Below are 13,091 nucleotides of genomic sequence, written 5' to 3'. Positions count from 1 at the left end.
CGGTCTGTTGCCGGCAGTGGGGGCGATCCTAATCGGGGAAGCTTTCACCGAGCTTTCGCTGATGAAAGCATTGATGGGATGTGCAACCGGTCGTCGGACCGGGGCAGGGAGGTAGACCGGGTTGAGGCCTTCGCCGGCAAGCCGGCCTCGCTCCCACAGGAGTTTTGTGTACGACCTAGATCCACTGTGGGAGCGAGCCTGCTCGCGAAGGCGTCAGTAAGAACGCAACAGGAGGAAACAGCATGGCCAACATTCACACAGGCGGCTGCCACTGCGGACATCTTCGCTATCAATTCCGCGGACCTTTGCACGACATCGCCCACTGTCACTGCTCGATTTGCCGACGGGTCAGTGGCGGGATCGTGACCACCTGGATCACCGTGCCCGCGTCCACCTTCGAGTGGGTAAAAGGCACACCGGCGCAGTACGCCTCGTCATCCAGTTGCGTACGCTATTTCTGCCCGAACTGTGGGGCGCAGCTGGCGCTGATGACCCGCCTCAGTCCGCAGAGCATCGACCTGACCATCGCCACCCTCGATCATCCCGAGCAGGCCCCGGCCGAGCGGCACATCTGGACGGACAGCCGTCTGCCGTGGCTGCACCTGGACGAGCACCTGCCGGGTGAAGCCGAAGAAACCCTGTGATCAAAAAATAGACAGGTCCAGTGGCCGGATCGCTCCCATCCAGATCGCATGCTCCGTGTGGTCAAGCAGATCGTCGCCGGTGTCCGGGTGCAGGAACACCACCAGGCCCTTGCGGTTGAGGGCCAGCCACGGCAACACGTCGCCGATGAGTTCCGGCCCGAACGCCAACTGGCAGCTCCAGTCCGGGTGCGGCCCCACCGGACGTTCGTGCACGCGGCCCATTTTCAGCGGGAACAGGTGCGCCGCTTGCTCACACAAGGCCCGTGCCTGGTCGATCGTGCCGGCGTCGAAATAGACGTGGGCGTGGTAGCCGGTGATCTGCTGCATCTGAACCTCTCGAAAAGCCCGGTAGAACCCTCACCGTTTCCTACAGGTCACACGTTATATAGGTAGGGAACAAGGAACTCAGCCATGAAAAATGCCGAAACACCGGTGGTGAAAGTGGTGCTCTATGGTGCCATGAGTAGCCTGGGCGGTGCGCTGATGGCTGAAATGCTGCGGCGCCAGCATGAAGTGATCGCGATTCTCGATGACCTGACGGCCCTGGCGCCACGCCCGGGTTTGCGCACCAAAAACGGCGATCTGTTCGACGCCGAGCGGGTCAAGCAAAGCGTGGCCGGTTGTTCGGCGGTGATCTGCCTTTTAGACGCACCAGGACTACCGATCAACAGCGAGCACGTGGAAAAAACCATCGTGCCCGGCCCGGTCGAACAGGTGCTGGCGGTGGATGCATTGATCGACGGTATGCAAGCCGCCGGCATTGGCCGGTTATTTGTGGTGGGGCATTTTGCTGAGCTGGACGAACCCGCGGAAGAGGATGACCTTCAGCGCCACGCAGCCGAAGAAATCCTCGAAGCCCTGCAAAGCAGCGACCTGCACTGGACATTGGTCGACGCGCCGCACGGGATTGCCGGGCTAACCATCGAGCATTTCAGCCAGGTCAGCAGCAGCCTCGAGACGGGCCTGGCCGAACCGCTTGAGCGGTTGAACCGCGTCGCCGTCGGCATCGCTGATGAGCTGCGGTTGAATCTGCATGTCGGCGAGCACGTGAGTTTTGTGGCGGCAGGCCCTACACCGCGATAGAAGGCAGGGGCAGCCCAGTCAGCGATTGCGCGCTGCTGGCCTGCTCCTCCATCAACCAGTCCACAAACTGTTGAATCAATGTCCCGCGCCGTTTGCGCTGGGGCAAGACCACGTAATAACCCAGCCGGGACATCACCGTGTCGGCAACCGGTCGACACAACAAACCTTGCGCCAGCAAGTTATCCACAAGGTGCCGCCAGCCGATCGCCACTCCCTGGCCGCCAATCGCCGCTTGAATCAACAGGGTGTAATTGTCGAATCGCAATTGCCCGGGCGCTGGCGCCGACGTGATCCCCAACTCGCGAAACACGCCGCTCCAGTCGAACCAGTTGCTGCTGTTTTCGCCGCGCAGGTGCAGTAACGGAAATTCCAGCAATGACTGGGCCGGCAAGGGCAGGGGACGGTCCTGCACTAGCAGCGGGCTGCATACTGGGAACACTTCTTCGCTGAACAGCCAATGGCTTCCGCCCTGTTTGAATCGGCCGTCACCGAACAACACCGCCACATCAATATCGGTGCGCAGCATGTTATGGCTGCGTTCGCTGGTGACCAGGCTGACATCCACTTGAGGATTGGCGGCATGAAAGCGATGCAGACGAGGCATCAACCAATAGGCCGCGAAGGCGAAGTCAGTGGCTACTTGCAACACCTCATGTTGTTGCTGTGCGCTGATTGCGCTCAATCCAGCGTCGATATTCTGCAAACCGAGCTGAACCTGCTCGAATAGAATCGTCCCGGCCTCAGTCAGTTCGATGCCGCGATAGATACGATCGAACAGACGCGTCGCGAGTTGTTCTTCCAGCCGTTTGATCTGCTGACTAATAGCCGGTTGAGTGGTGCCAAGCTCCACCGCAGCGGCGGTAAAGCTGCGCTGGCGCGCCGCCGCCTCGAAGGCACGGAGCAGATCAAGGGACAAATCACCCAGAGCGTCATACATAAGCTGTGCTTATCCTAGTCATTGCCTGGCATGGGCTTTACCACAAAGTGCATGGACTCCATGCTCGATCGCAGCACTCTCGCATAAATATTCACTATGGAATGCCGCGATCACATGAAGCGCAAGAATATTCTTTTCATCATGGCCGATCAGATGGCCGCGCCAATGTTGCCGTTCTACGGTCCTTCGCCGATCAAACTCCCCAATCTCAACCGCCTCGCCGCCAAAGGCGTGGTGTTCGACGCCGCTTATTGCAACAGCCCACTTTGCGCGCCGTCGCGTTTTACCCTGGTCAGCGGTCAGTTGCCGAGCAAGATTGGCGCTTATGACAACGCGGCGGATTTCCCTGCCGATGTACCGACCTACGCCCACTACCTGCGGCGCCTCGGTTACCGCACGGCACTGTCCGGCAAGATGCATTTTTGTGGTCCGGACCAACTCCACGGTTACGAAGAACGCCTGACCAGCGACATTTACCCGGCCGACTACGGTTGGGCGGTGAACTGGGACGAACCGGATGTGCGTCCGACCTGGTATCACAACATGTCGTCGGTGCTGCAAGCCGGGCCGTGCGTGCGCACCAATCAGCTGGATTTCGACGAAGAGGTGGTGTTCAAGGCCCAGCAATACCTGTTCGATCACATCCGCGAGGATGGCGACCAGCCGTTCTGCCTGACCGTGTCAATGACTCACCCACACGACCCGTACACGATTCCCAAGGCTTTTTGGGATATGTACGACGATGCCGACATCCCGTTGCCCCAGACTCCGGCGCAAACCGAACTCGATCCGCACTCCCGGCGCTTGCTCAAGGTTTACGACCTGTGGGACAAACCGCTGCCTGTGGATAAAATTCGGGACGCGCGCCGTGCGTACTTCGGAGCGTGCAGCTATATCGACAGCAACGTCGGCAAACTCCTGCAAACACTCGAAGAAACTGGCCTGATCGAAGACACCATCATCGTCTTCTCCGGCGACCACGGCGACATGCTCGGCGAGCGCGGGCTCTGGTACAAAATGCACTGGTTCGAAATGGCCGCGCGTGTACCCCTGTTGATAAGTGCTCCGGGGCAGTTCGGCGCCGGACGGGTCAGCGCAGCGGTTTCCACCGCCGACCTGTTGCCGACGTTTGTAGAGTTGGCCGGCGGCTCGCTGGAGCCGGGCCTGCCACTGGACGGCCGTTCGCTGGTTTCTCACCTGCAAGGGCAGGGCGGTCACGACGAAGTCTTCGGCGAATACATGGCCGAAGGCACCATCAGCCCGTTGATGATGATTCGCCGCGGCGCCTACAAATTTATCTACAGCGAAGACGACCCGTGCCTACTCTTCGACGTACACAACGACCCGCGTGAACAGAAAGAACTGAGCCAGTCGCCGCAACATCGGCCCCTGTTCGAGGAATTTCTGGCCGAAGCACGGGCCAGATGGAATATCCCGGCGATACACCAACAGGTGCTCGCGAGCCAGCGTCGTCGGCGTTTTGTCGCCGACGCGCTGACCATCGGCAAGCTGAAGAGCTGGGATCACCAGCCCCTGGTGGACGCCAGTCAGCAATACATGCGCAACCACATCGACCTCGACGACCTGGAGCGCAAAGCACGTTATCCACAACCCTGCCAAAACCAATAATGTTAAGGGGAAGTCCATGCAAAAGTTATCCACAGTACTGACGGTCGGGCTGCTGGCTCTGGGCAGTGCATCGGCGTATGCCGATCAGAGTTGCGAGACGGTGAAAATGGCTGACCCTGGCTGGAGCGACATCGCCGCGACCAACGCCATCACCGGGTTTCTGCTGGACGGCATGGGCTACAAGGCCAAGGTCGACACCCTCGCGGTGCCGATTACCTTTGGCGGTTTGAAGGATGGCCAGGTCGACGTGTTCCTGGGTAACTGGATGCCGGCGCAGCAGGGCTTCTACGACAAGTTCGTGGCCACCGGCGACGTCACGCAACTGGCGAAGAACCTCGATGGCACCGAGTTCACCCTGGCCGTTCCGGATTACGTGTGGGACGCGGGTGTGCATAACTTTGCCGACCTGAACAAGTTCGCCGACAAGTTCGACAAGAAGATCTACGGCATCGGCTCCGGTGCTCCGGCGAACATTTCGCTGCAAGAGATCATCAAGAAGAACGACTTCGACATGGGCCAGTGGAAACTGGTGGAGTCCAGCGAGCAGGCGATGCTGGCCGAAGTGTCTCGCGCGGTTAAGAAGCAAAAATTCGTGACCTTCCTCGGCTGGACGCCGCACCCGATGAACGTGCAGTTGAAAATGCATTACCTGAAAGGCGGCGAGAAATACTTCGGCGATACCGGCAGCGTTCATACCCTGACCCGCAAAGGTTATGCACAGGCCTGCCCGAATGTTGGCAAGCTGCTCACCAACCTGAGTTTCACTCAGGAGATGGAGAACAGCATCATGGCGGATGTGGTGAACAAGAAAGTCAGCAACGCGGACGCAGCCAAGGCGTGGATCAAGGCTAATCCGGCGGTGCTGGATAAGTGGCTGGAGGGTGTGAAGACCGTGGACGGGAAGGATGCGTTGCCGGCGGTGAAAGCCAAGTTGTAACCAGTCTCTGTGATGGGGGGCTTGTGTGGCGAGGGGGCTTGCCCCCGTTGGACGGCGCAGCCGTCCCAAAGCCAGTTTCTGCGGAGTGTCAGGTAAACCGCATGCAATGGTTTGCGACTGCTTCGCAATCGAACGGGGGCAAGCCCCCTCGCCACAGCAAGCCCCCTCGCCACAATGATCGCGTCGTCCTGATACCCTTGCGAAAAATCCCACCCGAGAGGACTCATGGCCTTCCCCAGCCGCCATTCACTCTTCCCCTTCCTCAGATGGTTGCCCCGGCAAACCCGCGCCAGCGTCGGTCGTGATCTGATTGTCGGTCTCAGCGGCGCCATTCTCGCGTTGCCGCAATCCATTGCCTACGCGCTGATCGCCGGTCTCCCACCGGAATACGGCTTGTACGCGGCGATCATCCCGGTGCTGATTGCCTGTCTCTGGGGTTCGTCGTGGCATCTGATCTGCGGCCCTACGGCGGCCATTTCGATTGTCCTGTACGCCAGCGTCAGTCCTCTGGCCGTTCCCACGTCCAAGGACTACATCACGCTGATCCTGCTTCTGACGCTCCTCGCCGGCATATTCCAGTGGCTGCTGGGTTTGCTGCGATTCGGCGCCCTGGTGAATTTTGTCTCTCACTCGGTGGTGCTCGGGTTCACTCTGGGAGCGGCGGTGGTGATTGCCATCGGTCAAATGCCCAACCTGCTGGGGCTGGACTTGCCCAACCAGGCCACGGCACTGGGCAGTTTTACGATGTTGTTCAGGCATCTCGGCGAGGTGGATCAACCCTCGCTGGTGCTGGGCCTGGCGACTGTCGCGGTCGGGGTGACGCTGAAACTGCTGTTGCCGCGCTGGCCAACGCTGTTGATCACTCTGGTCCTGAGCGGATTGCTGGTGTGGCTCTGGCCATCGATGTTTGGTCACGTGCAGTTGGTCAGTGCGTTTGTCGGGCGGCTGCCGCCCTTCAGCCCGTTACCGCTGGACCTGGATCTGATCCTGCGTCTGTTACCCAGCGCCGTGGCGGTCGGGATGCTCGGGCTGGTGACGAGCCTGTCGATTGCCCGTTCCTTATCGGCGCGGTCGCAGCAGTTGCTCGATGCGAATCAGGAAGTTCGCGCCCAGGGCTTGTCGAACATTGTCGGTGCGTTTTTTTCCGGTTCGCTGTCAGCCGGATCCTTCACACGCTCGGGACTGAGCTACGAAGCGGGTGCCTGCTCGCCGCTGGCGGGCGTTTTTTCGGCATTGTGGGTGGCGCTGTTCGCGATCTTTGGCGCCCATCTGATTGCGCACATCCCAATCCCGGCCATGGCCGGCAGCATTCTGTTGATCGCCTGGGGATTGGTCGACCATCGCGGCATTCGCGCGTTGCTGCGGGTCAGCCGCGCCGAGTTCGTGGTGATGGCGCTGACCTGTGTCGCCACACTGTTGCTGGAGTTGCAGACAGCGATCTATGCCGGCGTGCTCGCTTCCTTGTTTTTCTACCTCAAGCGCACGTCACAACCTCGGGTGCAGCACTGGCGCGACGGCGATGAAGACATCCTCCGGGTCGGCGGTTCGATCTTCTTCGGCGCCAGCCATTACCTGCAAGTACGTCTGCAACGGATGCACGGCGCGCGCGTGGTGATCGAGGCGCAGCACATCAACTTCATCGACTATTCGGGGGTGGAAATGCTGCACCAGGAAGCGCGACGGCTGCGCAAGCAGGACCGCAGCCTGACCTTGCGCGGTGCGCGGGCGCCGGTGGTGGAGGAATTGAGGAAGCTCGAAGGTGCGGAGAAGTGCCCGATCCGATTCGAAGATTGACACCAAACCTGAGCGAGCTTGCTCGCGATGGTCGTGAACGCTAATGCGTAAAACCAGATGCCCAGCGGCGTTCTTGGGTTTTTCGCGAGCAAGCTCGCTCCTACAGGAGGTTATGAGGCCAGTTGGCGACGGAGTTCGGCCAGCACCGGCGCGGTGTCCGGGCGCACACCGCGCCACAGGAAGAAGGCTTCTGCCGCTTGTTCAGCGAGCATCCCCAGGCCATCCATCGACACGGCTGCGCCATGTTCCGTAGCCCAGCGGCAGAACGAGGTCGGCTCCTTGCCGTACATCATGTCGTAGCAAACGGTCTTGCCTGGCTCGATCAAACTGCTGGCAATCGGCGGTACATCGCCTGTCAGGCTGGCGGACGTCGCGTTGATGATCAGGTCCACCGACTCCTGCAACCAATCAAAACCACTGGCCGACACCGGCCCCAGATCAGCGAACAACTCCGCCAGCAACTCGGCTTTTTCCACCGTGCGGTTAGCGATAATCACCGAGGCTGGCTGTTCGGCCAGCAGTGGCTCCAGCGCACCGCGCACCGCACCGCCGGCACCCAGCAGCAGGATGCGTTTGCCCTTGAGGCTGAAACCGGCGTTGACCGTCAGGTCCCGCACCAGCCCGGCGCCATCGGTGTTGTCGCCCAGCAACGTGCCATCGGCGAGTTTGCTCAGGGTGTTCACCGCACCGGCCCGCTGCGCTCGCGCTGTCAAACTGTGCGCCAGACGAAACGCTTCTTCCTTGAACGGCACCGTCACGTTCGCCCCGCGACCTTCAAGGAAAAACGCCCGGGCAAAGTCGGAAAAATCCTCGAGCGGTGCCAGCGAAGTGCTGTAGTCCAGTTGCTGAGCGGTCTGCTCGGCGAACAGACGATGGATCAGTGGCGATTTGCTGTGGCCAATCGGGTTACCGAATACGACGTAACGGTCCATCAGGATTCCTCGTTCAGGCCTTGGCCAACCAATCGCGATCTTGCAGGAAGTAGTCGGTCAGGCGCGCTTCTTCGCTGCCCGGCTCGGCTTTCCAGTCATAGCTCCAGCGAACTTGCGGCGGCAGCGACATGAGGATCGACTCGGTACGCCCGCCCGATTGCAGGCCGAACAGCGTGCCACGGTCGTAAACCAGGTTGAACTCGACGTAACGGCCACGGCGGAACTCCTGGAATTCGCGCTGTTTGGCGGTGAACGCATCGTTCTTGCGACGCTGCACGATCGGTAAGTAAGCGTCGATGTAGGCATCACCGATGGCGCGCATGAAGGCGAAGCTGGTGTCGAAGTCCCACTCGTTCAAGTCATCGAAGAACAGGCCGCCGATGCCGCGCGGTTCGTGACGATGCTTGATGTGGAAGTAGCTGTCGCACCAGGCTTTGTAGCGCGAGTAGACGTCCGGGCCGAACGGCGCGCAGGCCTGCTCGGCGACACGGTGCCAGTGCACGCAGTCTTCTTCATTGCCGTAATACGGAGTCAGGTCGAAGCCGCCGCCGAACCACCAGACCGGTTCTTCGCCTTCTTTTTCAGCGATGAAAAAGCGCACGTTGGCGTGGGAAGTCGGCACATGCGGGTTGTGCGGATGAATCACCAGCGACACGCCCAAGGCCTCGAAGCCACGCCCGGCCAGTTCCGGTCGGTGGGCGCTGGCGGACGGTGGGAGACCGCTGCCGAAGACGTGGGAAAAGTTGACGCCGCCCTTTTCGATGACAGCACCGTTCTCGATCACTCGCGTGCGACCGCCACCGCCGGCAGGCCGGGTCCAGGCGTCTTCGACGAACTGCGTGCCGACCTCGAAGGCTTCCAGGGCAGCGCAAATACGGTCTTGCAGGTCGAGCAGGTAGGCTTTTACGGCCTCGGTGCGGGTCGTCATGTCATCACCTTGAATCGGGCAAAACTACGCGGCGCTCCATTGGAGCAGGAGGGCGGCGCAAATGGGCGCGTAGCATAACATCGCCGGTGCACCCGCCGCAGTTGACGAAGATCAAGCTTAGGAGTCCGATAGTGAGCTTGGCGCTACAACTCTAGTAGCCAAGACCTAAGGAGAGTTCTGATGGCAAAGCGTATCCAGTTCCGCGCCCATGGCGGCCCCGAAGTGCTCGAGTATGTGGATTACCAGCCCGCCGAGCCCGGCCCGCAGCAAGTCCGCGTCACCAACAAGGCCATTGGCCTGAACTTCATCGACACCTATTTCCGCAGCGGCCTCTATTCGCCGCCAGCCTTGCCGTCGGGCCTGGGTGCTGAAGGTGCGGGCATCGTCGATGCAGTGGGCAGTGAAGTCACCCGCTTCAAGGTCGGCGACCGCGTGGCTTATGGCAGCGGCCCGTTGGGCGCCTACAGCGAAGTTCACGTGTTGCCGGAAGCCAATCTGGTACACCTGCCGGACGCGATCAGCTTCGAACAAGCGGCCGGGGTGATGCTCAAAGGCCTGACCGTGCAGTACTTGCTGCGTCAGACCTATGAACTCAAGGGCGGCGAAACCATTCTGTTTCACGCCGCTGCCGGTGGTGTCGGTTCCCTGGCCTGCCAATGGGCCAAGGCGCTGGGCGTGAAGTTGATCGGTACGGTCAGCTCGCCGGAGAAAGCCGCGCTGGCGAAGGCCAACGGGGCGTGGGCGACCATCGACTACAGCCATGAAAACGTCGCACAACGCGTCCTGGAATTGACTGACGGGAAAAAAGTCCCGGTGGTGTACGACGGCGTCGGCAAGGACACGTGGCTGACTTCGCTGGATAGCGCGGCGCCTCGTGGTCTGGTGGTGAGTTTTGGTAATGCGTCGGGTGCCGTAGACGGGGTGAACCTGGGGGTTTTGTCGGCGAAAGGCTCGTTGTACGTGACCCGGCCGACACTGGCGACCTACGCCAACAACGCCGAGAACCTGCAGCGGATGGCGGATGAGCTGTTCGAGATGATCATCAGCGGGAAGTTGAATGTGGAGATCAGCCAGAAGTATTCATTGGCTGACGCGGCGAAGGCCCAGACCGAGTTGTCGGCGCGGCGTACGACGGGTTCGACTGTTTTGCTGCCTTGAGGACGCCTTCGCGGGCAAGCCTCGCTCCTACAGTTTGTACGCGATCCCTGTAGGAGCGAGCGGGCGGCGATCCGACTTGCCCGCGAAGAACGATAACGCGGTCTCAATCCGGGCGGATGACGTTCCCGCTCGCCAGGTCGCGAATCACGCTCGGATTCTTGCGCCCGCCCAAATTGCCGCCCAGGATCAAATCCACCTGCCCACGGAAATACTGCTCCACGCGAATCCGCGTCCGCGCCGCCGGCCGGCCCTGTGGGTTGGCCGAGGTTGAAACCAGCGGCCCGACCACCGCGCACAAATCCCGCACCAACGGATGATCGCTGACCCGCAACGCCACTGTCTCGTGCACTCCCGTGATCCACTGCGGCAACAGATTCTGATGCGGCACCAGCCAGGTATTCGGCCCCGGCCAGGTGCTGGCCATGCGATCCATCCACAGTTCAGGGAAGTCTTCGAAGAGAAAGTCGAACTGGCGAATATTGTCGGCGACCAGAATCAGGCCCTTTTCCACCGACCGGCCCTTGAGCAGCAGCAGACGTTCTACCGCTTCTTCATCCCACGGGTCGCAACCCAGGCCCCAGACCGCCTCGGTTGGATAGGCAATCACTGCCCCTGCGCGAATGGCTTGCGCGGCTTGTTGCACACGCCAACTGTTGACCATGAAAAACTCTCCGGAATAAGGCTCTGCGCAGTTTACCGATCTTCCTTGTAAAACCTAGCTCACCCGCGCAAACCAGCGCCCGCTTTCGCAGACCGCCCGGCCCTCCAGTTCCAGCTCCGTCAACGCCGCCAGCACTTTCGGCAGGGCCCAGCCGCAGGTGTCTGCCAACGCTTCACTGGTATGCGGCGCCGCATGCAGCAGCATCAGCAGCGGATGAGTCACGGCCGGTGTCTCCATCGACAACGGCAACTGTTGCCAGCCGCGCAAGGCTTCGAGGATATGCTCGATGGTTTCCACCAATACTGCACCGTCACGGATAAGCTGATGACAGCCACGGGCACCGGGATGGTGAATCGACCCCGGAATGGCATACACCTCGCGACCTTGCTCCGCCGCCAGCCTCGCAGTGATCAATGAACCACTGGCGACACTGGCCTCCACCACCAGCACGCCGAGGGACAAACCGCTGATGATCCGGTTGCGCCGGGGGAAGTTGCTGGCGGTGGGACCCGCGTCCAACGGGAACTCGGAAAGCACCGCACTGCCCGACGCAATCATGGCGTCCGCCAGCCTCCGGTTGCGCTGTGGATAAAACTTTTCAAGTCCCGTGCCAAGTACACCGACCGTTCGCCCGCCCACGTCCAGAGCGGCTTGGTGCGCGGCGGCATCAATGCCCAGCGCCAGACCGCTGGTGATGACAAAACCGGCGCTGGCCAGACTCCGGGAAAACGCCGCAGCGGTGTCCATGCCCGGTCGCGAGGCGCGACGACTGCCGACCATCGCCAGCTGCGGTTTTTCCAGAATCCCCGGATCGCCCGCCACGAATAACAGCGGCGGTGCGTCGCTGATCTCCGCCAGCAATGCCGGGTAGTCAGGCTGGTCCCACATCAGTAAATGCTGGCCCGGACGCTCTAGCCAGGCCAATGCGTGGCTTGCGCCATCGCGAATTTCGCTCGAGCGCCTGGCCTCCGAACAAGCAAGTGGCAAACCCAAAGCACGCCAGGCACTGGCCGGCGCGCTGATGGCTTTGGACGCCGAGCCAAAGGCCTCAAGCAATTTCTTGAAACGCGCAGGGCCGAGTTCCGGCAAACGATGCAGGCGTAAACGAGCTTCCAGTTCCGCAGGGGAAACCGGTGTTACAGCAGACAGCGACATGGATCATCCTTGATCGTTATGAGCCCCGTTCAAACGGGAATAAGCTGTGGATAACTCTGTTGGTAACTTGTGGAGCCTGCTTACGGATTTCGTACCTTGTCCATCACTGCCAACGAGCGCGATGCGTTGAGCACCAGCCCGTAGCTGAGCTTGTCGTAAGTGCGGAAAACCATCAGCAAACCGGCGCGTTCGTCAGGAATCTTCAGCGGTTGGCCGGTGATCCGGTCACGCACGGTTTCGCCGGTTTTCATCACCACCAGCACGTTGCCTTCGGCCAGGCCATCACGCTGACCCTTGTTCAGCGTGACAACATCCATCGCGCCAATCTGCGTGACCCCGCGCGGTACGTCGATGATCAGCCCGTTTATGTCGGTTGTTGGCGCGCTGGGCATGAAGGTTGAATGGATCGATCGCTCTTCACTGCTGAACAAACGGTCGCCAAGACGCACTTCCTGAGTCGTGCGCTGCAGGGCGAGGGTGGCGACATCGCCTTCAGTGGCCACGATTTCGCCGCCGCCGATGTCGTCCGCGTTGATCCCCAGAAACTCTTTGCTGTCGGGGTCGGTGTAGACCTTGCCCTGGCGGAAAATGCCATAAATCGGCTGGTTGGGGTCAAATTGGCCACGGGCGAAGATGCGGTCGCCGGTGCCGCTGAGCACCCGTTCGGCATCGCCGGCGACGATGTAAGGCGCCTGGTCGAAATCCTCCACCCTGTCGACGATTCGGTTGCTCAACAGGAAGCTGTTGATCGCTTGCAGTGGAATACTCGGGATGGCGTCGGCCACCGGCGAACTGCGGACCCTCGGTGAAAGCTTGATGGTGCCCCGTGAAGCCCCGCGATTGAGGGTCAGCCGCGGCTGGCCATTGACGTAGACCAGCGACAGCACATCGCCGGGGTAGATGAGATTGGGGTTCTGGATCTGCGGATTGGCGTGCCAGAGCTCAGGCCATTTCCACGGCTCACGGAGGTATTTTCCGGAGATGTCCCAGAGTGTGTCACCCGTGACAACGGTGTATTGCTGTGGAAAACCTTCCCTGAGTTGCACTTGCCCGTGCGCCAAACCGGCCGAGGCCAGAAGGAGCAAGGCGAGTAGTGATTTCCTCATGCGGTGAATCCCTTTATTATGTGCGTTCGCGTGAAACGCCAGAGCCCTCGTGGCTCGCTCCTGATTCTTACCAAAAAGAAAAAGGAGCTACGCTTCACAACGGTAGCCTGCATCTCCGGACCTGCCA

The 13,091-nt window shown here is 60.8% G+C and carries 13 protein-coding genes; 6 read left to right on the top strand and 7 right to left on the bottom strand.

Features of this window, described 5'->3' with window-relative positions; translation table 11 throughout:
• The first annotated feature begins 242 nt into the window (after positions 1 to 242).
• Positions 243 to 644, top strand: a complete 402-nt coding sequence (locus ACA066_RS00145; protein ID WP_497697642.1) for a GFA family protein — start codon at positions 243 to 245, stop codon at positions 642 to 644.
• On the opposite strand, the gene ACA066_RS00140 is transcribed toward ACA066_RS00145, so the two are convergent.
• Positions 645 to 971, bottom strand: coding sequence for a DOPA 4,5-dioxygenase family protein (locus ACA066_RS00140; protein WP_497697641.1), 327 nt, complete (start codon positions 969 to 971; stop codon positions 645 to 647). It lies immediately after the preceding gene.
• Between the two features lie 84 nt (positions 972 to 1,055).
• Here ACA066_RS00140 and ACA066_RS00135 point away from each other — a divergent pair, with 84 nt between their 5' ends.
• Positions 1,056 to 1,727 (top strand): NAD(P)-dependent oxidoreductase, encoded by a 672-nt coding sequence (locus ACA066_RS00135; RefSeq protein ID WP_497697640.1) that lies wholly within the window; start codon positions 1,056 to 1,058, stop codon positions 1,725 to 1,727.
• On the opposite strand, the gene ACA066_RS00130 is transcribed toward ACA066_RS00135, so the two are convergent.
• Entirely contained in the window at positions 1,714 to 2,664 is a 951-nt protein-coding gene (locus ACA066_RS00130; protein ID WP_497697639.1) for a choline sulfate utilization transcriptional regulator, read from the bottom strand. The two genes, ACA066_RS00135 and ACA066_RS00130, sit on opposite strands and share 14 nt — an antisense overlap.
• Before the next feature lie 114 nt (positions 2,665 to 2,778).
• Here ACA066_RS00130 and betC point away from each other — a divergent pair, with 114 nt between their 5' ends.
• From betC to ACA066_RS00115, 3 genes are all read left to right on the top strand, one after another.
• Positions 2,779 to 4,293 (top strand): choline-sulfatase, encoded by a 1,515-nt coding sequence (gene betC, locus ACA066_RS00125; RefSeq protein WP_497697638.1) that lies wholly within the window; start codon positions 2,779 to 2,781, stop codon positions 4,291 to 4,293.
• Between the two features lie 16 nt (positions 4,294 to 4,309).
• Positions 4,310 to 5,230, top strand: coding sequence for a choline ABC transporter substrate-binding protein (choX, locus tag ACA066_RS00120; protein ID WP_497697637.1), 921 nt, complete (start codon positions 4,310 to 4,312; stop codon positions 5,228 to 5,230).
• Positions 5,231 to 5,455: 225 nt separating this feature from the next.
• The gene (locus ACA066_RS00115) at positions 5,456 to 7,024 is read left to right on the top strand and encodes a SulP family inorganic anion transporter (protein WP_497697636.1); all 1,569 of its coding nucleotides are present in this window, start codon (positions 5,456 to 5,458) and stop codon (positions 7,022 to 7,024) included.
• A gap of 110 nt (positions 7,025 to 7,134) precedes the next feature.
• Here the strand turns inward: ACA066_RS00115 and aroE are convergent, their stop codons facing one another.
• Positions 7,135 to 7,956 (bottom strand): shikimate dehydrogenase, encoded by an 822-nt coding sequence (gene aroE, locus ACA066_RS00110; RefSeq protein ID WP_497697635.1) that lies wholly within the window; start codon positions 7,954 to 7,956, stop codon positions 7,135 to 7,137.
• A gap of 13 nt (positions 7,957 to 7,969) precedes the next feature.
• Complete coding sequence (hemF, locus tag ACA066_RS00105; RefSeq protein WP_497697634.1) at positions 7,970 to 8,884, bottom strand: oxygen-dependent coproporphyrinogen oxidase; 915 nt, start codon at positions 8,882 to 8,884, stop codon at positions 7,970 to 7,972.
• Positions 8,885 to 9,064: 180 nt separating this feature from the next.
• On the opposite strand from hemF, the gene ACA066_RS00100 reads away from it, so the two are divergent.
• Complete coding sequence (locus tag ACA066_RS00100; RefSeq protein WP_497697633.1) at positions 9,065 to 10,042, top strand: NADPH:quinone reductase; 978 nt, start codon at positions 9,065 to 9,067, stop codon at positions 10,040 to 10,042.
• A 103-nt stretch (positions 10,043 to 10,145) separates the two neighbouring features.
• Here the strand turns inward: ACA066_RS00100 and tsaC are convergent, their stop codons facing one another.
• The 3 genes from tsaC to ACA066_RS00085 all read right to left on the bottom strand — a co-directional run bounded on the left by tsaC (position 10,146) and on the right by ACA066_RS00085 (position 12,964).
• Positions 10,146 to 10,703, bottom strand: coding sequence for an L-threonylcarbamoyladenylate synthase type 1 TsaC (gene tsaC, locus ACA066_RS00095; RefSeq protein ID WP_497697632.1), 558 nt, complete (start codon positions 10,701 to 10,703; stop codon positions 10,146 to 10,148).
• Between the two features lie 54 nt (positions 10,704 to 10,757).
• Complete coding sequence (gene dprA, locus ACA066_RS00090) at positions 10,758 to 11,858, bottom strand: DNA-processing protein DprA (protein ID WP_497697631.1); 1,101 nt, start codon at positions 11,856 to 11,858, stop codon at positions 10,758 to 10,760.
• A gap of 80 nt (positions 11,859 to 11,938) precedes the next feature.
• The gene (locus ACA066_RS00085) at positions 11,939 to 12,964 is read right to left on the bottom strand and encodes a LysM peptidoglycan-binding domain-containing protein (RefSeq protein WP_497697630.1); all 1,026 of its coding nucleotides are present in this window, start codon (positions 12,962 to 12,964) and stop codon (positions 11,939 to 11,941) included.
• Positions 12,965 to 13,091: the final 127 nt, after the last annotated feature.

The sequence above is a fragment of the Pseudomonas sp. LBUM1651 genome, assembly GCF_059716135.1.
This window is presented reverse-complemented; position numbering and strand designations above follow the sequence as displayed.